Source organism: Clostridium yunnanense (genome assembly GCF_016595795.1).
GTDB classification, from domain to species: domain Bacteria; phylum Bacillota; class Clostridia; order Clostridiales; family Clostridiaceae; genus Clostridium_AR; species Clostridium_AR yunnanense.
Genome location: NZ_JAENHN010000010.1, coordinates 337,471 through 357,146, shown reverse-complemented (window position 1 = coordinate 357,146; position 19,676 = coordinate 337,471). Strand labels below are relative to the sequence as shown.

16 protein-coding genes are annotated in these 19,676 nt (G+C 31.1%); 4 read left to right on the top strand and 12 right to left on the bottom strand.

Annotated features, from left to right (window positions below; all coding sequences use genetic code 11):
* Positions 1-30: 30 nt before the first annotated feature.
* Positions 31-891, bottom strand: a complete 861-nt coding sequence (locus JHL18_RS04775; protein ID WP_200266644.1) for an AraC family transcriptional regulator — start codon at positions 889-891, stop codon at positions 31-33.
* A gap of 736 nt (positions 892-1,627) precedes the next feature.
* On the opposite strand from JHL18_RS04775, the gene uxaC reads away from it, so the two are divergent.
* From uxaC to JHL18_RS04760, 3 genes are read left to right on the top strand one after another with little or no spacing between them, the layout of a single operon-like run.
* A complete protein-coding gene (gene uxaC, locus JHL18_RS04770; protein WP_420839207.1) occupies positions 1,628-3,076 on the top strand; it encodes a glucuronate isomerase in 1,449 nt (482 codons plus the stop codon).
* Between the two features lie 4 nt (positions 3,077-3,080).
* Positions 3,081-4,136: a mannonate dehydratase gene (gene uxuA, locus JHL18_RS04765; protein ID WP_200266642.1), complete on the top strand. Its 1,056-nt coding sequence runs from the start codon at positions 3,081-3,083 to the stop codon at positions 4,134-4,136.
* 1 nt (position 4,137) lies between these two features.
* A complete protein-coding gene (locus JHL18_RS04760) occupies positions 4,138-4,995 on the top strand; it encodes an SDR family oxidoreductase (RefSeq protein WP_200266640.1) in 858 nt (285 codons plus the stop codon).
* Between the two features lie 385 nt (positions 4,996-5,380).
* Here JHL18_RS04760 and JHL18_RS04755 read toward each other — a convergent pair whose 3' ends face one another.
* Complete coding sequence (locus JHL18_RS04755) at positions 5,381-5,833, bottom strand: NanQ anomerase/TabA/YiaL family protein (RefSeq protein ID WP_200266638.1); 453 nt, start codon at positions 5,831-5,833, stop codon at positions 5,381-5,383.
* A 337-nt stretch (positions 5,834-6,170) separates the two neighbouring features.
* Here JHL18_RS04755 and JHL18_RS04750 point away from each other — a divergent pair, with 337 nt between their 5' ends.
* Entirely contained in the window at positions 6,171-6,899 is a 729-nt protein-coding gene (locus JHL18_RS04750) for a DUF421 domain-containing protein (protein ID WP_200266636.1), read from the top strand.
* A 56-nt stretch (positions 6,900-6,955) separates the two neighbouring features.
* Here JHL18_RS04750 and JHL18_RS04745 read toward each other — a convergent pair whose 3' ends face one another.
* The 10 genes from JHL18_RS04745 to JHL18_RS04700 form a co-directional block, all read right to left on the bottom strand.
* Positions 6,956-7,198, bottom strand: a complete 243-nt coding sequence (locus tag JHL18_RS04745; RefSeq protein WP_200266634.1) for a sigma factor — start codon at positions 7,196-7,198, stop codon at positions 6,956-6,958.
* A gap of 92 nt (positions 7,199-7,290) precedes the next feature.
* Complete coding sequence (locus tag JHL18_RS04740) at positions 7,291-7,785, bottom strand: hypothetical protein (protein ID WP_200266632.1); 495 nt, start codon at positions 7,783-7,785, stop codon at positions 7,291-7,293.
* A 491-nt stretch (positions 7,786-8,276) separates the two neighbouring features.
* Positions 8,277-8,987: a hypothetical protein gene (locus JHL18_RS04735; protein WP_200266630.1), complete on the bottom strand. Its 711-nt coding sequence runs from the start codon at positions 8,985-8,987 to the stop codon at positions 8,277-8,279.
* Between the two features lie 31 nt (positions 8,988-9,018).
* Positions 9,019-9,489 carry an EndoU domain-containing protein gene (locus JHL18_RS04730; protein ID WP_200266628.1) on the bottom strand — a complete coding sequence of 157 codons (471 nt, stop codon included), beginning with the start codon at positions 9,487-9,489 and terminating at the stop codon, positions 9,019-9,021.
* Between the two features lie 296 nt (positions 9,490-9,785).
* Entirely contained in the window at positions 9,786-10,346 is a 561-nt protein-coding gene (locus JHL18_RS04725; RefSeq protein ID WP_200266626.1) for a hypothetical protein, read from the bottom strand.
* A 177-nt stretch (positions 10,347-10,523) separates the two neighbouring features.
* The gene (locus JHL18_RS04720; RefSeq protein ID WP_200266624.1) at positions 10,524-16,757 is read right to left on the bottom strand and encodes an EndoU domain-containing protein; all 6,234 of its coding nucleotides are present in this window, start codon (positions 16,755-16,757) and stop codon (positions 10,524-10,526) included.
* Positions 16,758-17,007: 250 nt separating this feature from the next.
* Complete coding sequence (locus tag JHL18_RS04715) at positions 17,008-17,856, bottom strand: Rpn family recombination-promoting nuclease/putative transposase (protein WP_200266622.1); 849 nt, start codon at positions 17,854-17,856, stop codon at positions 17,008-17,010.
* Between the two features lie 82 nt (positions 17,857-17,938).
* A complete protein-coding gene (locus JHL18_RS04710; RefSeq protein WP_200266620.1) occupies positions 17,939-18,493 on the bottom strand; it encodes a hypothetical protein in 555 nt (184 codons plus the stop codon).
* A 288-nt stretch (positions 18,494-18,781) separates the two neighbouring features.
* A complete protein-coding gene (locus JHL18_RS04705) occupies positions 18,782-19,099 on the bottom strand; it encodes a hypothetical protein (protein WP_200266618.1) in 318 nt (105 codons plus the stop codon).
* A 96-nt stretch (positions 19,100-19,195) separates the two neighbouring features.
* Positions 19,196-19,534, bottom strand: a complete 339-nt coding sequence (locus JHL18_RS04700; protein WP_200266616.1) for a hypothetical protein — start codon at positions 19,532-19,534, stop codon at positions 19,196-19,198.
* Positions 19,535-19,676: the final 142 nt, after the last annotated feature.

The window sequence follows — 19,676 nt, the reverse complement described above, 5'->3', positions numbered from 1 at the left end:
TACTTTTTTCCTTTGCTATATTATTTAATGCTATTTTATCATCGCCTCATAATACTGCTTCGGCGTGATCCCATACTCATTCTTAAAAGCTCTAAAGAAGTTTGAGTAATCCCCAAAACCACATTGTTTGTATACATCAATAATTGGAACTTCTTTGAGTATTAACTCCTTAGCTTCTATTAGTTTCTTCTGAACTATATATCTATGAATTGTGGTTCCTGTGTATTTTTTAAATTCTCTAGATAAATGGAATTTACTTAGATAAAACTGTTCTGCTATTTGATCCACAGTTATGTCTTCCTCTATATGATTATTGATGTACTCGATTATGCCATCAATAAGATTACTCTTTTTCATATCTACACTTAGTTCTGTGCTTTCATTAAAGGCAATATTATTTATATGCACCATAAGCTCTGTGATATAGGCCTTATAAAGCAGTTCATAACCAACACCCTTATAAGTTTCAAGGTTCATCAACTTATTAAGAATAAACCTTATATTTTTTTGCTGCTCAATATCCGTACTCAGCACATTCTTTTTATTAATCCCTTCAAAACAAAGCGAAAGGTCTGTTTCATCATTTGAAAGTTTCTTTAAAAAAGCTTTATTTATCCAAAGAACAATTCTTTCATAATATGCTTCTTCAGAATTTATCACAGCTTGATGAAGCTCCTTGGAGTTAATCAAAACTATATTTCCAGGTTCTAATTTATATGACTTACCTTCAATTAGATAAGTTACATCTCCTGCCATAAAGAAATAAAACTCATAAAAATCATGATGATGAATGTTTATGCTTCTTATATCATTGTTTAAATAATGATATATTTCATAGTCACTTGACATCATATATTGACGAGTCTGGTACTCATGAGTTCTCTTTTTCAATGAATTTCACCTCTTAATTTATCTTAATATGCATATTAGCTAACTTCAATTCGTATTTGCAAAATATGCTTAGTTGGAACTTGTATACATTTCGTTGTAGTAATACCAACTTGTTACATTACATTTAATATGTTATTGAAATTAAGTTGTTATAGATGAACCACTTCATAATTGAATTTATATTTTCAAATTCTCCTCTCAGAACCCAGAGGAGTTTTGAAAATAGATTTCGGATTGAAGTGGTTCATCTTTATGAAGGAGATGCTCTATGAGCGAGCTATTAGAATTAAATGATTTTTTCAGATGGAATGGCTCTAAAAAATCGCTAATCGTTTTTTATTAGTGATTTTTTTACGCATCTGCCTTTTCTGAACGTATGTGAAGAAATTCTGGCAGGCGATATATTTTTACTTTTTACTTTTAATCAAATAGCTTTTTTATTTTCTTAAATCTAAGCTATGAAATATTTATAAAAAATATTAATTATTAAAAAGTAAAACTGTACTGTTCGAACGTAGTGAGTTTACAGTTTTAGCCATGGAATATGACAAAATCATATTAATTCTTTGCGTAAGCTCATTAAAGCATCGGATGCATGACAACTTAATTTCACTCACCACTTAAAGGTAATCATATTTCATAAGAGCAATTTTTGCAAGTTATATAGCAATAATAACATATTAAATAACTGTCATAAAGCTTATACTTTAAACATAGATAATGTATTTGTTTTCAAATGCATTACCACTCAGATATAATATTACCAAGCATGGAAAAACGAGGTGATACTTTGTTAAATAATGATTTTATGTTAAAAGGAAAAACAGCAAAACTACTTTACAATAACATTGCAAAAAATGCTCCAATATACGACTATCACTGTCACTTATCTGCAAAGGAGATATATGAAGATAAGGTATTTAGTAATATCTCTAAGATTTTTCTTGAGTTCGATCACTATAAGTGGAGAGCTATGAGATATGCAGGAGTGCCAGAAGCTTATATAACTGGAGAAGCAAGCGACTTTGATAAATTTAAGATGTGGGCAAGGACCTGTGAAAGACTAATAGGAAGTCCTTTATACCATTGGACTAATATGGAGCTTAAGAACTTCTTTGGTGCACGTGAAATGTTAAAGGAAAGCAATGCTGAAAAGATATATGAACACTGTAATAAGAAGATATCAGAAGAAGCTTTGTCTCCTGTAAAATTCATAACGAGCTCCAAGGTAAAACTCATCTGCACCACAGATGATCCTATTGATAACTTGGAGTATCATAAGCTTATAACAGAAAAAACTTTAGACTTTAAGGTACTTCCAACCTTTAGACCAGATAAAGCTCTTAATATATCAAAAGAAGACTATTTAGATTACTTAAACGCATTATCCAAAAGCTCTTCTTTAGAGATTGATGATTACCAAAGCTTAATAACTGTACTAAAAAATCGTATAGATTACTTTACCAAAGCTGGTTGTAAGCTTTCCGATCACTCCCTTGAAAGTTTATATTATTACGACACTGATGAAACTGAAGTATCAGAAATCTTCAAAAAAAGATTACTTAAAAATAATTTAACCGTTGAAGAAACTGAAAAATTCAAATGTTTTACTCTAAAAATATTAGCTGAAGAGTACACTAAACATAACTGGGCAATGCAGCTTCACATAGGTGCTATGAGAAACAACAATGATACAATGTTTAAAAAGCTTGGTCCTGATGCAGGTTTTGATATAATGAATGATTTCAATATAGCTCCTCACCTATCAAAGCTACTGGCTTCGATGGATAAAGGCTCAGCTCTTCCTAAAACCATGATTTATACTTTAAATTCAAAAGATAACCTTGTGCTTTCTGCTCTTCCTCACTGTTTTGGAGAAGATGGAATTAAAGGAAAGGTTCAATTTGGAGCTGCTTGGTGGTTTAACGATCATAAAGAAGGAATTTATGAACACTTAAAGACTTTAGCAAGTCAGGGTACCTTAGCTTATTTTGTTGGTATGTTAACAGATTCAAGAAGCTTTTTATCCTATGCAAGACACGACTATTTTAGAAGAATACTATGTACCTTCATTGGTACCTTAGTAGATGACGAAGAATTTGAAAATGACTCTGTAATCCTAGAAGAAATTATCGAAGGCATCTGCTTTAAAAATATAAAAAACTATTTAGAATTGGAGGATTAACATTATGAAATTATCATTTAGATGGTATGGGGCTGACGACGCTGTTACGCTTCAATATATTAGACAAATCCCAAGCATGTACAGTATTGTAACTGCAATTTACGATGTTCCTGTAGGAGAAAAATGGAGTATGGAAAGTATACTTAAGTTAAAAGCTGATGTAGAAGCTGCCAACTTAAAGTTTGATGTTATAGAAAGTGTTCCTGTACATGAAGATATAAAGCTTGGTCTTCCCACTAGAGACAGATATATAGAAAACTATAAAGAAAATATAAGAAGCCTTGCAAAAGCTGGAGTTAAGGTAATCTGCTATAACTTCATGCCTGTATTTGACTGGACAAGAACTCAATTAGATAAGGTTCTAGATGATGGATCAACTGCACTTGTTTACTATAAAGATCAGTTAGAAAAAATGGACCCACTTACTGGTGAACTATCCCTTCCAGGATGGGATTCAAGCTATACAAAAGATCAAATGGCAGATTTATTTGAAAAATACTCAAATGTTGATGAAGAAGCTTTATGGAGCAACTTAGAATATTTCTTAAAGCAAATCATCCCTGTAGCAGAGCAATGTGATATAAAGATGGCTATCCATCCAGATGATCCTCCATATAATATTTTTGGTCTTCCAAGAATTATAACTAACGAGAAAAACCTAGATAGATTCTTAAAGCTTGTAGACAGCAAATATAACGGTCTTACTTTATGTACTGGATCTCTTGGTTCAGCAAGCTTCAATGATATCGTAAGAATGGTAGATAAATATGCTAGCCAAGGACGTATCCACTTCATGCATGTTAGAAACGTAAAACTTCTTGAAGATGGCAGCTTTGAAGAAAGTGCTCATTACTCCCCTTGCGGTTCCTTAGATATAGTTGAAATCATGAAGGCACTACACAAAAATAATTATGACGGATACCTTCGTCCTGACCATGGAAGAATGATCTGGGGTGAGACTGGCAGACCTGGCTATGGTTTATATGACCGTGCTTTAGGTGCTATGTATATAACTGGTATATGGGAAGCTCTTGAAAAAACAAGTAAAGGAGATAAATAAGATGAAATTACCTTTTAATATAGATTTAAAAGATAAAGTTGTAGTAATAACTGGTGGAGCTGGAGTACTTGGAAGCTCTTGGACAGATGCTCTTGCTGAATGCGGTGCAAAGGTTGCAATACTTGATTTAAGCTTAGAAAACGCTGAAAAGAAAGCAGCTGAAGTTGTAGCAAATGGGAAAATCGCTATAGGGGTTGAAGCTAATGTACTTAATAAAGCCAGCCTTAAAAAAGCTCATGAAGTAGTACTTGAAAAGTTTGGTCCATGTGACATACTTATAAATGGTGCTGGTGGAAATAATCCAAAAGGCACAACAACAAAAGAGTACCTATACGAAGAAGATTTAAAGGAAGGTAACGAAGATCTTATAACCTTCTTCGATCTTGACGAAAATGGAGTAAGATTTGTATTTGATCTAAACTTCCTTGGAACACTGCTTCCAACTCAAGAATTTGCAAAGGATATGATTGGAAGAAAAGGCTGCAGCATCATAAACATTTCATCAATGAATGCCTTTACTCCGCTTACAAAAATCCCTGCATACTCAGGAGCAAAAGCTGCTATATCAAACTTTACTCAATGGCTTGCAGTTCACTTCTCAAAGGTTGGCATAAGAGTAAACGCTATAGCACCAGGCTTCTTTGTAACTAAGCAAAATGAAGCACTACTTAAGAATCCTGATGGAAGCTACACTGAACGTTCCCATAAGATACTAAACAGTACTCCAATGGGCAGATTCGGAGAAGCAGAAGAACTTATAGGTGCACTTTTATTCTTAGTAAATGAAGATGCTTCAAGCTTCGTTAATGGTATAGTTATCCCAATAGATGGCGGCTTCTCCGCTTACTCTGGGGTATAGCATTACTAATACACTCTGTTGAAATTTAGGTGTCGCTCCTCCGATGTTTTAATGAACTTCGCAAAGAATTAATATGATTTCCTCATATTCCATGGCTAAAACTGTAAACTCACTACGTTCGAACAGTACAGTTTTTTAAAGCCATTACATCTGAGCAAATCATTTAATTCTAATAGCTTGTTCATATAACATCTCCCGTTGCAACACCTAAATTCCAACTATGCTCTTAAACAAAACCTAATACTTCAAACTCAAAAGTTATCCACAAATACCAAATATTTACTCACTCTATTTTAATAATAACCCACATTATTTAGATAAAAATCCACATATTAAAGGTGCATGATTAGCTGAAATGTTAATCATGCACCTCTTTTAATACCTTCTATTCAACAACAACCTTAACTACAACCTTTTTAACTGTTTCTGATTTTTCAACACTTATAGAAGGCATATGTCCATCTTGTGGCTTAAAGATAATAAACATTCCTTCTTCCACTGTCACAAAATCCCCCTGTGCTGTACCAAAAAGAATATCCTTTTCTACATCGTAATCAACAGTGGTTTCTATATTTTCTACATTTGTGTAGCCCATCTTTTCCGTGCCTTTGACCATGTATTGAATATCTATATATCTCTTATGAGCTTCCCATAATGCGCCTTCTACTGACTTTGTATCATACTCAGAAACCATTGCAAAGATCTCGTCATTTTCAATATGATATTTTCCTGGTGTTAAATTAGATACGTCAGTATTTTCTAAATACTCAAGAGCTTTCTTTATCTTTTCTCCAAGCCCGAAATAATCTTGTCCATTCTCTAACTTATCAATAATCATTATATTCTCCTCTTAAATTATAAATATTGTTTCATGTAAAATCTTATTTTTATTACTTCTTCCAGAATCAACTAAATATACTATAAAATATTTTTTCGTTTTATTTAACTAAAGTATCATATCTTATATATTAATTATAAAGGTAGGCCAGCTTTTTAAGTATGCAATTCTTGCTATTAAAATTGCAAAAGTTGCCACATTTTAATTTTAACGATTACCATTTCGTAATATAACTTATGTTTTCAAACAATTATACAAGCTGAAACTTTGCAATTAATAAAAGTAATCCTTGCTGTATATACTAAGACTTATAAAGAATCTAAGGGGCTGATACTCTATGCACTTAATAAAAGAATTATTGGTTGTAGCAGCAAGAATACTTACTATTTTACCTCTAATGCTGTTAATTACCTTATATATGGGGAAGCGTTCTATTGGCGAACTTCCAGTTTTCGATTTTCTTACTATTGTAACCTTAGGAGCAGTTGTAGGTGCTGATATAGCCGATCCTGTTGTACCTCATCTTCATACTGCTGTAGCAATTGTGCTAATAGGAATTTTTCAAAGAATCGTTTCTAAATGGATAATAAAATATAGAAAATTTGGCCGCTTAATCACTTTTGAACCCACTATAGTTATCCAAAATGGAAAGCTTGTTGTTAAAAATCTAAAAAAATTAAGATATTCGGTTGATAATTTACTTCAAATGCTAAGAGAACAAGAGATCTTTGATGTTAGCACTGTTCATCTTGCAATTATTGAAGCAAACGGAAAACTATCTGTACTAAAAAATCCAAATAACTCAGCTGTCACAATCGAAGATTTGAATTTAAACAAAAAATCCTCTTCTCTATCTTATCCAGTAATAATAGATGGAGTGATTCATAAAGATACCTTAAGAAAGTTGAACCTTGATGAAGATTGGCTCCTCCAACAATTATCCTCTGCCAATGTAACTGACTCTAATGAAGTATTTTTTGCATCAGTTAATGAACGATCAGAAATTCACATCTCTTTGATGAACGATTATAAATCAGAAGATGATATATTTCCTTTACATAATTAGAGCAGTAGAAAAACCTTACTAAGCTGCTACAAGAAGTTTTTCTACTGCATTTATGTTTACTGATATACCTTTAAATTAATTTTCAGCTTATTTATTTGAAGCCATGCCTTTAAAGTAACCTCCTGCAACACATCCTCAATATCAGCTTCATAATTCACTATGCCTTTTGCAATCCTATAAAGCTGATCTTTATTAGTTTCAATTATTCTGCAGAAGGCTTCCTTATTACCTTTCTTCGCAAGCCTTACATCATCAGTTATTTCTAAGGCTTTATTAAGCCTCGATGAATTCAGCAACACTAATCATTCCTTCCTTTAATTAGTAGAACATCTATTAGATTCACTGAACTTTTGATTTGTTCCATGGAGAATATAATAAAAGTTAAAAATATTTATATATTTGTTTTCATCACGATATGAGGCTCCGCTTTAATCTCACCATTAAACCGAATCCTTTCTCCTATTTCAATATCACCCGTACCTATTTCGCAATCAACTAATATTCCTTCTCCTAAACCATCTATATTGCAAAGCATAGTATAATCATCACTGACCTCATTTACCTCTGCATTAATTTCAGTATGTGATGATTCAAAAATTGGTTGCTTATAACCTAATGCTTCATCTTTTGATATAGATTCATACTTATTAACAAATATTACTGATATATCAAACTCCACTTCCGCTCCAACCTTAAGTGCAGCTGCTCCATCCAATGAATCTGTATAAGCATCAACCATTTGAGGTCGCTCCCCAGGTTCGTAATACTTTATAAGTAGAATATAACAAAATATTACTCCTATCTGATCTTCAAATTTGATTTTTGCAATACCATCAAGTCCACTTGGAGAAATAATTATTTCCTCAATTACACCTAATTTCACCATTTATTAAATCCGCCACCTCCTATTGTTATCATATATTTTTCAGTATATAAATATCCAATCCTAATTTTCAGACTTTATTAATGCATCACTAGCATAATATCATCCAGTAACTTCACCATACTCATTAATTCCTCCAAAAAAATATATGTTTAGTAGTCTATTTAGCAAATATCCAAGTGCTAGCACAAGCTTTAGCCACCTACTCATGGCAGATCATGTCTTATTATTATATTTTATTTGTAGAGTATATTACTTTCAGCATATACCACTATTTTACCATTACAAAAAATAATGAACCAGCTTACTTAAATCCAGCTGGTTCATTTCATCTTTTCACTACATTATTTATATTATGCAGTAAACTCCTGTTAATATTAATTAACTTAATTATATTAACTGCCTCACTTTAGTCTTTAATGTTTTTTAATATCATTATTATGAAGTAAGTTATTTCATAAAATGAAGTAAGTTAATTAAATTTTAAGTTTCCTTTACCACGAACGCTCTAATATTTCAATTGGTATAGCCATTGATGAAATCCCAATATTTGAAATCTCTTTTGAAAAGTTATAAATAAAACTATTTGAATAACTTGATGTATCATCTAAAAAACTAATTAGATATCCACTTCTAGTTCTTCTAAAATCTGCTATCCCCAATTCTTTCAATACTAATGCTGTTCTTATACCATTTTCACCAAATACAAATAAATCATTTACATAATTATTATACTCCATATTATTAGGTTTTAAAGTCAAATATAATTGTTGAATTTCATCCTGAAAACTATCTAATTCAGTTATTAAGTTATATTTATTTCTATAAATAAACATACTATCTAAATTAATTTTACCATTAAAATTATTCAACTTATCTTTTATCTCATCGTATGTTTTTAACTTATTTTCTACCACTTTAGCACATTTACTTATTTCAAGTATAATAGATTCCATAACAGAATCTTCAACATCTAAATTTTTGCAAATATTTTCAAATAAAACTTCAATATTTATATCATTCTCATTTTCTTGTATGAACATCCTTATTTCAAAATTATGCTCATAGTACATAACTTTGAAAATTAATGCCTTAAAGTTTACTGAGCTTGTGGAATTTTTCTCATCTATGCATTTAAAATATTCATTATTATACTTGTTAATATCATCAATTAATGATATTTTCTCAAAGTTTATTTGTTTCATTTTATCCTCCAATTATTATTGAATACTTTTATTACATTAAAGCACTAGTATGAACTGGATATGAAGTTATTATATCATCTATGTTACCTCCATCAACATTCCTATATAAATACATTTCTATTGTCATTCCATTATTAGCTACCCCTTTATAACACCCTTTTGTATTTGGCACTAACTTTTTATTCATATGTGCCTCCATAATCATATCTAAGACCTCATCTGGAGTATATTTATTGCTAAAAAATGATAGAAAACCTTTTTTTGCTACTCCATCAATATCTATTTTAGCTATAATAGTACCAAATTCATCAGCTTCATTTATAACTTGTATAATTTTATTTCCAGGTGGATTAATTTTATCAAGATAATGCCAACCACTCGCAGATACATCAGCGGTTCCAGCATTCTTTACAACTCCTTTAAATATATGCTCTACTGTATCATCCATAAATTCATAAGGTATTCTCTTTAATATTGGTAATTTCCAAACAGCTTCAGCCACCCACTCGAGGCAGAGCATTTCTTATTGTATTTTAGTTGTAGAGTATATTATTTTCAGCATCTACCACTATCTTACCATTACAAAAAATAATGAACCAGCCTACTTAATTTCAGCTGATTCATTTTATCTTTTCACTTAATTATTACAATCATAAATTTAGTTTTTCACTTAGCTGATTACATAAAATAATTGAATCATGTTAATGTGCTTTAATAGTATACACTTGAAAAACTTCCAATCCATCTTACTATATTATTGGAGTAAAAAGCTTCACATAATTTAAAGTTTATTGCTAATTATTCTTCTGTCCATAATCTAGGAATTAAGCTTGTTGGTATTGATGCACATACGAACCCTAACTGTGATAGACTGAATGTAATCTTATCTACAAATTCATTACTGTCCATTACTTTATCATCTGTAAACTCAATCTCGTATCCACTAAAATTCCGTTTATATTTTGCTATTTGTAATTCTTGCAACAATTCAGCCAAATATAACCCTGACCTCCCATATGTTAACAGCCTGTGTACATAATTAGGATAATCTTTATTAGCAATAAGAGCTTCAATATATGCTTCCTTAACTTTTGATTTAATTTTTATAATATTATCATAAGCTAATAATTCATTATACTTCCCAAAATCTTTAATTATAGGTAACCCTATTATTATTTTATCATTAGGCTTCAAATATTTCTCTATTGAACATTTTATTCTATTAATAATTGTACTTACCTTAACAAATAATTCATCTACAACAGAATCGTCTAAATCTATATTCTTGCATATATTTTCGTAAAATGCGGAGAGTATAACAGTTCCAGATGCTCCTTCGATATTAATAATAACCTTCAAATCTTTTCCTAAACATAGATATCCAAGTCTGATTTGCTTTATTTCAGCATTAGTTAGATTTTTTTCGCTGATAAAATATATGCTGGTATTTAAATAATCCTTAATTATATTTTTAATGTTTACCTCATTAATATTTATAATACTCCCTCCTTAATACAAAATGATTTTGTTTGCTTATCATTGAAGAAGTGAACTGTGTACAGGATAAGCTGTTATGACTTTTCCATCTGCATCTAAATACATTTCAATAGTCATACCATTGTCTGCTTTTCCCCACCATCTATTAGTTAAGCCTCCATTTGCATCTGTGAATCTTTTAAATCTGCCTATATGCGCTTCTTCAATCATGTTCGCAACTTCTCTTGGTGTATATTTAGTACTAAATATAGATGAATACCCTTCTTTCTGTATTCCTTGTATTTTTACCTTACCCATTATTGTACCATATTCATCTGCTTCTTTAATTACTGAAATTATTTCATTTCCAGACTTTATTGATGCATCACTAGCATAATGCCAACCAGTAGCTGCACCATACTCATTAATTTCTCCAAAGAATATATGTTTAGGTGTACCTTTAGCAAATATCCAAGTGTCAGCACAAGCTTCAACAGCTTCAGCAGCCCCCTCAATAATTATTGCAGCTTTTTCTCCTTTTTCAATAACTACTTTGCCAATCTTTGTAATGCCTACGGCTTTTTTCAATAATGGCAATGCTAAATCTATTCCTTTTGGTACAATAAAGAATATAAATATTTCACCTACTGCTCGTCCTACTAATCTAGCTCTTACATTAGCATCTCCACTTTTAAACTGATTTGCTATATCCTCAAGTTCGCTTCCCACTATCTTAATTAACTGTTGTCCTTCTGGTGAACTTATATCATTTACAGCCTTTACCAAGAAGTCTAAAGTCACAAGTGTCTGTATTGGACTACTTATCATTTTATATAAACCTAAGAAGTTTTCTGATATTGCATCCATTACTCCACCAAAGAAACTTTTTAGTATTGATATTTGCATATCAATGCTTCCAGTATTACTCTTATTAACTGTAAAGCCTACTGCATGCTGCGCTGTACTACCGTCATTACCTGTGGCAATTGCAGTAACTGTATGCGCTCCGTTTGATAGTTCCCATATCCCTAAAGTATAATCAAAGCCACTGGTATCTGCATTTGGATAGTTTGGATAACTACCTTTTTTATCAGGTCTTGATAAACCTGTTAGCGCATATCCTTTAAAGTTTCCATCTACAAGTATACTTACTGATTTTACTCCTGATGAATTTAGTGCCCACCCTGATACTTTGAAGTCATCATTATAAGTGTTATTATAAGGCATACTGTCAATCTGCGTAATTGATGGTAATCTTGATACACTAAAATTCCTACTTTGGCTTAATGTACCATTATCATTCCCTATTGATTCTATTCTTATATTGTGATTTCCTAATGATAATTTATTTACATTCAGCATATAGCCAAAACCACTCTTATCTGAATTATCATATTGCGGGAATACACTTTTTACATCTGTCCTTATTAAACCTATACCTGCATCACCAACAAAATTACCATCAATATATACCTTTGCTTGTTTTACACCACTTTGATTTAACGACCATCCATACACATATAAATCGTTGTTTATAGCTTGTCCCTCTGTTGGCGCATCAATATTCATCCTAGATGGTAGGTTTTTCACAATATTTACTTTAAAAGCTTCTATTCTTTTCCCCTGTCCTGTAGTACCTGCAATCTCTCCATCTCTTACTGGATTCATCCACCCAATATCTTGAACATGAGCTTGATATTCTATATGATAGCCTTCTGGGGCACCTTCCAATTGCATTCTCATAGCTTCTATTCTTAAATCACGTCCAGTTGTTCCAGCATCACCACCATCATATACATAATCCATCCATCCAATGTTTTGTACATGTACTTGATATTTTATTCTAGCACCTGGAATTAGGCTTCCCTTATTGATATTTATCGCTTCTACTCTAAGTCCTTGACCTGTTGTTCCAGCAACTTGACCTTCTGTTACGTAATTCTGCCAACCTATATTTTGAACATGTGCTTTATAACATATAGGTCCGTTTATAGGATCATTAGTCTTATTGCTCTTAATTATATTTACAAAAGCATTTGATACCTTTTGAGCATATCCTCTATTAATAATGTCTTGAACACTATTAGGCCAAGGCAATTCTACTAAGGTTGCTTTTGCTCCTATTGACTGTGCCCATGCTGAAAAATATCCTTGTCCACCTAAATCACCTTTATGAGCAAATCCAAATTCTCTATCAAAATATCCACCAATCTCACTATTTCCTATTGTTGTATTTTCCCATCCATGGACATCTAGCACTACCATTTCATTGGCAGTTTTCTTTACATTAGTTATAAAATTATACAAGCCTTTTGCTTCAGGTGGTATTAAACTAGTATTACCTGTATTGTTTCTTGAACTAGTCAATACCTGGAATCCAGCTGGGAATGATCTATTTAAATCAATTCTTTCTTTTATAGTAGTTCTACCTGGGCCATCCTTAGTTAATCCATCTATAAGTCCATCTGGATTTGCATAAGGAATTATATATACAGTCCAACCATTTAGACCGCCGTTAGTTCTTGAAGTATTTGCAACATCATATATGAGCTTTGTCGCTATCTTAACTAGTTCCTCTCCATCTGCTGCCCAAGCATCTTCAAAGCCATGAACTTCAAAAACCCCTACAAGTACCTTATTACCACTGCCTATCTTATATGCATTTATAGTTCTACCTTTACCACTTTGCCAGTGGTCAGCTATACTCACTGCAGAATCTGAAATTGTAGGTAAAACTATTGTAGGAGCTTGAGTGATAGTATTTGCCGGTACATATCCTCTTTTAAGTCCACTTGAAGTTCCATACTCAACATATGCATATCCTGCATCATTAGGTACAAGTACCCATACTCTCTCTTGGTTCCCTATACTTCCCATAGTGGCATAAGTTGAATACGGTCCAGTATAGGTAGTCTGATCTGCACTTGATACACCTACATATTGCATATCTTTTATATATCCAGCATCGGATAAATTAGCGATATATCCTATATTATTTCTGTTTGTATATCCACGTTTTCTTCCTGACGTTGTATTATACTCTACATAATGCCAGTTATCATTCCATTCCAATAGTATTACAAACTCATTATAATTCACTGAACCTATTGAGACATAAGCGCCATCAGTACCAGGACCTGAATATATAGCCGTATTTTGTAGTGCTGATGCTAATGTTCCTCTTTTTCTACCTAAACCTAAAAGAAGACTTGCTGGTACAAATCCTCTCTTAGTACCTGAACTACTACTATATTCTACATAAACATAACCATTTTGAGTTTTATTAAATACTGTTATTCCTTCACCTTTATATATACTTCCAATAGGAACATAATTTGTTCCAGGACCTGAATATACTGTTGTGTCACTAGATAAGCCATCACTATATCCAGTATAAGTTAGTGTTCCTGTACTTTGAAATATGCTCTCGTAATCTCTTACACTAGTAAGTGGAACAAATCCTCTTTTAGGACCGTTAGATGTACTATACTCGATATAAAGCCATCCTTTTTCAACTCCCATTCCAGTTACCCATTCGTTAGTATCTACGCTACCTATATTAGCATAGTTCACAGTATCTGGTCCTGTGTATACAGCATTTCCTTGAGCCATTTGTACTGATACAGGAGTACCTATTGATGCATATAAAGCTACCTTTGTTACAACCTTTATCCTTGGCTTAACTGCCTTACTCTCTAATTCCTTTATTATATCTGAATTAATTTCCTTTGATTTTTCATCTAATTGGTTTAAAAGCTTTAAAGCCAGTTCATTGCTTAGCTTACCGTTCTCTAATTCTTCGAAAATCTTAGAATTTAAGATAAGTAACCTATTACCTTCAGTTTCTAAGCTATAGCTTTCTTCTTCATTAAATTGACTCTTCTTTATTAAACCATCTTCTTCATCATAATAAGCAAAGCCTCTATCTTTACTTAATATAATTCTTTTATTACCACTTATAAGCTGGTCTATCAATTTAGAATAGATTTCCGATTTAGTTGAATAAATAATTCCTTGCTCAACTGCCTTTAGAAATCCTTTCTCGTTAACATAGTATTTTTTATTAGCTATAAAGTTAATGATGTTAACAACAAATTGCCTGTCTTTTTCTGGAATCCAAATACCATTCTCCTTTGGTATATTGTTGATATAATCATTAACTTTTTCTTTTTCTATTGCACTTACTTCGCTAAGTATTCCAGCAACAGCAAGGTTGAATTTCCCTTCATTCGAAGTTAAATTTTTATTTTCTTCTTTTGCAGGCTGTCCTTGATTTGGATTGTTTTGTTCATTATTAGTGTTGTCATTTGTGTTTTCTTTTGAACCACCTTCACTAACTGTACCATTATCTGTTTTTGGTTCTGTGGCTGTATCTTTTGGCACAGTTGGCGTATTGTTATTGTTTTCCACGGGCTTATTTTCACTGCTATTTTCTGGAGCTTTATTCGTATCCTTATTACTATCGTTTACTTGCTGCTCATTGTCCTTACTTATTTCAGTATTTGAGTTAATCAAGGTCTTGTCCTTAATTAAATATGTTCCTTCTTTTTCTAAAGTTATATTTAATAAAGTTTTATCTTTATCTAATTTTAGTTCTTTTCCTACTGCTTGCAAAACCTTGCTTTCATTCAAGGTATATATAGCTAAGTTATCTGGATTTATACTACTAGCTTTATCTATAAGGTATTTAAAGGTTATATTATTGTTATGCTTCTCTAAATATTGTTTATCTATTTTAATTTCTTTATCTAGAGAACTCTCTATAAATTCATCAGTTATATTTACCTTATTTACAACATCTTTATTTTCTTCTTGCTTTGATGGATTAGTTGCAGTGTTATTACTTGAAGCTTCACTTTGATTTTTATTATCGCTTCCTGTATTTAAAGTTTTATTATCTACAACTTGTCCTTCAGTGTTAGTGCCTTTTGAAGTGGCATTATTAGGTATCTGTTGCTGGTTAATGTTAGTGGCATCATCTTTTTGAGTACCAGCTTGTCCTGCAGCATTTGTATCTTTAGTCGCATCTTCTCCATTTTTTGTTTCTGATCCTTTAGGAGTATTACTATCTCCCTGTGAGTCTTTTGTACCATCATCTTTTGGATCTTCATAGGTTATTATCTCTTGCTGAGTAACTCTTTCCTTTATCATATAGATGCCAGCTTCTTTAACCAAAAAGGTTATCTTTTTGGTTGCAGCATCTAGCTTAACCCCTTCAAGTTCTGTAAGTAAACCTTTATCATTCATTGAATATATAGTTAGCTTACTTTCATCTATCTTAATACTGTTATCATAGTAATATCTTAAGGTTAATTCTTTGTTTATAACTTCAGTATTATCTTTATTTACTACTATTAAATCCTCTAAACCATATAAGTCTTCTGAAACAAGTTGAAAGGTTTTATCTTTTTCTTCTTGCTCAGCTTTTGCTTGCTGATCTTTTAATTGTTGTAACAATTTTTGATACTCTTCTTCGCTAAGCTGAACTGTACTAGGCTTAGTAGTGTTTTCATCAACTTTTGTATTATTTGCATTAACATTTTTATTTGGATTTGCATTATTCTCATTAATCACTACTGGATTTTCATGTGTTGTTACAATTTGTTTCCTATCCTCTTGTTTGATCTCTTGATTTTTTTCCTCATGGTATATTGGAACCTTGAAGTCATTCATAGGATACTTAGCATCATTTTTATCTATAAGTGATACTTGATATTCATATTCATTATCTCTAATCACGTCATTATCTATAAACTCATTACCTTCAGCTTTATCTACAATTACTTTATACGGTTCTTCCCCTACTACTCTTTTGGAAATAGTATATGAGTTCATGGAATCTACTTTATCCCATTGTAGTTTTATACTATTAGGTTCTCTCTTCCAGTTCAACTTGACATTTATGTCTCCAGCCTTTAGCTTATCTTCCATAGCCTTTAAATCTTTTACAACTATAAGCTGACTAACTTTTTTGTCTTTATAATATGCTGTTAGTGTAGCCATACCTGTGTTTAAGGCTATTAATTTTTCGTCTTTTATTGAGAAAACATTATTATTACTTGATTCATAGGTAACGTTTTCTTTTAATGGAATAGTATTTTCTTTGTATATCCCATATGTAGCTAATTCAATCTTATCTCCTACATATATATTTTTTGCTTCATAACTAAGCTTTAACTCAATTAAGTCACTAGCTTCAAACGCTAAAACTGTTTCTGACACAGAAATAGCAGTAAAAATCGTGACCAAAAGTAAAGCAATAAAGCTTCTCAAAACCACCTTAATTTTTTTCATAAAATCCCCCTACAATATTTTCAATTAATTTATTAACTATCCTCCTTTTCAAAAATATTACATTTAAATATTATCAGTAATAATATTTATTTTCAACCAATATTACATAATAATTGATATCAAATCTTAGAAAATCAACTTTAGCATATTTTAGAACATAGCAAAAAAACTGCCTTAAGCTAATAGCTTAGGACAGCCTTATACTAATATTGTTATTTTCATATAGATACTGTTTGGTACGATAACTTTATTAAAACATTTCATTTTTTAGCTTTCTTACTTCATCTTCACTCAGCCCTGTTATATCCATTACAAAAGAAATATCTGCTCCTTTGCGCAAAGCATTTTTTGCAATTTCCTTATTTCTTTCATCCTTTGCACCTTCTATCATACTCTTCTCGTCCAGTATCTTTTTCATTCTAAGCTCTGCAAGCCTTACAGTTTCAGGATCTCTACTTAGCATATCTAAAACAGTTATAGCTCTTTTTATTGCAGGTTCTCCCATTTCCACCACCTCCATTACTTCTTTTTCAGGTTTAGTTAAAAATGCAAGCCACTTATTTAAGCTGTTATTTAGTTTTGGTTGTTCATCTAGAAACTTGGGTAATTCTACAAAATGTATCTCCAATATATCTGATAAAATTATCTTCTCATCATCTTCATACAAATGATATGTTGTGTGATATTTATTACTATCAATATAATTAAAATTAAGTATATTGATTGTTATAGTTTTATTAAGATCTTTATAGTTTTCTCCTCTTTTTATCTGGCTTGAATATAGTCTAGACCAATAGAAGAGAGTCCTATTTATCATGTTATATCTATTTATAAGCTGAATTTCTACATTTATGTGAATTCCTTTTTCTGTTATAACTCTTACATCTAATATGCCTATTTTATCATCAACGGCTTCAATATCTGATAGCTTTGTATCTACGTATTCAATATTCTTTATCTTTTCTTTTTCCGTTTTTTCTAAGATAGCATTTAAGAAACTTATCAATATATCTTCATTTTCAGGACTTCCAAATATCTTTTGGAACACGACATCATTTTTAGGGTCAAGAATCATTCTATCATCAAAATTAATATCCATTCTATCACTCCCTCTATTATTAATATTTTACCAAATTAAATACTGTTATTCTATAATTCGGCATATATATATCAATTATATTTTATTTTCTACTATCATCCGTCCTAATGACAAAATCATATTCATACATCTTGTCCTTCCAATTATATATAAGTTTAAATCCTCTTATTATCTTACCTTGTTCGAAGTTCTTCGAGCTTGAACTAAGCTTAATCGCTAAATTCTCATCAAAAGTAAATGAATTAATTCCTTTATCAAACTTACCCTCAGTTTCTTTTATAGTTGATCCACTAAACTTAAGAGTTCCATCTTCTCTAAGCACATAATCTAACAACTTATAACTTGTTGAATCTTTATTAGCTAATTGCAGTTTTACAGTCGTTCCAAGTGAAAAATACGAAATACTATCATTTTTTATGATATTTTGAAATACCTCAGTATTCTCTTTATCAATTTTCTGTATCCTTTTTGAAATTACATTTGATGAAAAATCCATATCACCAATTTTTACAGTTAATTTGGGAATTTCATTTTCAGCCACTTCATTGTCGTTACTTTTAGGGTTACTACAAGCAGAAATCAGTAATACTATTAATGATAATATTACTATTAAATAACTCTGTTTACCTATTTTCATAAAAATCTCCTCTTACTTCATACCCTTTTTGATACTTCATTATAAACTCATTTCATTATATATAGCCTAGTATTTAATCAAGAATCCAAGTCATCCTTACACTCTTAGGAAAATTATACCATAATACAAAAACTTGTAATTATTCTCATAGGAACTATTTATTATGAACGCAACAAAAAAACTGCCCCAAACTCATCGCTTAGGAGCAGTCTCATAATTATACTATTCTAATTCCATATTTTGTATAGACAAAATAATTGTCAAGTTCTAGCAATAGAGCTATGGTATTTACTTACCCATGAACAAATTAATTATCCCTACTATCGGATAAATAAATCCCCAATATTCCATTTTTATAAATATAAAGGAATGCGAATTTCTAACTATAACTTCTTTACCACTTTCCTTGTCAACATACACTTTATCTGTATTCTTGTTCAAATTTTTCCCTACAAAATAGCATAATACTCCAGTAATAATATACCCAACCATATGAACCCAATTGTGTGTATTATAAAATTCCTTACCAACAACAAGCTCAACTAATACGAAGCTTATCCCTGCTAATATAATTGTTAAAAAACCATAACCTCTCCAAATTAACATAAATTCTTCCCCCACAATGCTAATTATCTACTACTTGTACATTCTTATTAAAATTATTATATTTCTTATGCAAAAATACTCTGTATCTACCTCTCTCTAGTGAATCAACTTATCAACTTGAAGATATAGAAATAAATATATAAATCCTATTACTAAAAATATAAATCCCCAATACTCCATTTTAATAAAGAAAAGCGAATGAGTTGTCTTTATCAAAACCTCTTCTCCTGTTTTTTTATCTATGTATACTTTTCCCTTATTGTTGTTTAACTTTTTTCCAACGAAATAACAAAATAACGCAGTAATAACAAATGCAAAAAAATCTAGCCATCTATGAGCTCTATAAAATGTTTCTCCAACAGCAAGTTCAACTATTAAAAAACTCGTTAAAAAAAATAAAAATGCTAAAAAACCGTATCCTTTCCATATTAACATAAATTCACCCCTTATATTTATAAGTTACTGTCCATGAAATCCTAATTTAAATATTAACATCAATTATATAATGCTACAATAATATTATATTAAAACTCGCTGAAGTAATATTCTTCACCGAGTTTTAGTTCCAACTTAATTA

Coding starts and splice junctions, on each gene's coding strand:
- uxaC (WP_420839207.1), top strand. CDS start 1,628: ATGCATTACCACTCAGATATAATATTACCAAGCATGGAAAAACGAGGT.
- uxuA (WP_200266642.1), top strand. CDS start 3,081: ATGAAATTATCATTTAGATGGTATGGGGCTGACGACGCTGTTACGCTT.
- JHL18_RS04760 (WP_200266640.1), top strand. CDS start 4,138: ATGAAATTACCTTTTAATATAGATTTAAAAGATAAAGTTGTAGTAATA.
- JHL18_RS04755 (WP_200266638.1), bottom strand. CDS start 5,833: ATGATTATTGATAAGTTAGAGAATGGACAAGATTATTTCGGGCTTGGA.
- JHL18_RS04750 (WP_200266636.1), top strand. CDS start 6,171: ATGCACTTAATAAAAGAATTATTGGTTGTAGCAGCAAGAATACTTACT.
- JHL18_RS04740 (WP_200266632.1), bottom strand. CDS start 7,785: ATGGTGAAATTAGGTGTAATTGAGGAAATAATTATTTCTCCAAGTGGA.
- JHL18_RS04735 (WP_200266630.1), bottom strand. CDS start 8,987: ATGAAACAAATAAACTTTGAGAAAATATCATTAATTGATGATATTAAC.
- JHL18_RS04720 (WP_200266624.1), bottom strand. CDS start 16,757: ATGAAAAAAATTAAGGTGGTTTTGAGAAGCTTTATTGCTTTACTTTTG.
- JHL18_RS04715 (WP_200266622.1), bottom strand. CDS start 17,856: ATGGATATTAATTTTGATGATAGAATGATTCTTGACCCTAAAAATGAT.
- JHL18_RS04710 (WP_200266620.1), bottom strand. CDS start 18,493: ATGAAAATAGGTAAACAGAGTTATTTAATAGTAATATTATCATTAATA.
- JHL18_RS04705 (WP_200266618.1), bottom strand. CDS start 19,099: ATGTTAATTTGGAGAGGTTATGGTTTTTTAACAATTATATTAGCAGGG.
- JHL18_RS04700 (WP_200266616.1), bottom strand. CDS start 19,534: ATGTTAATATGGAAAGGATACGGTTTTTTAGCATTTTTATTTTTTTTA.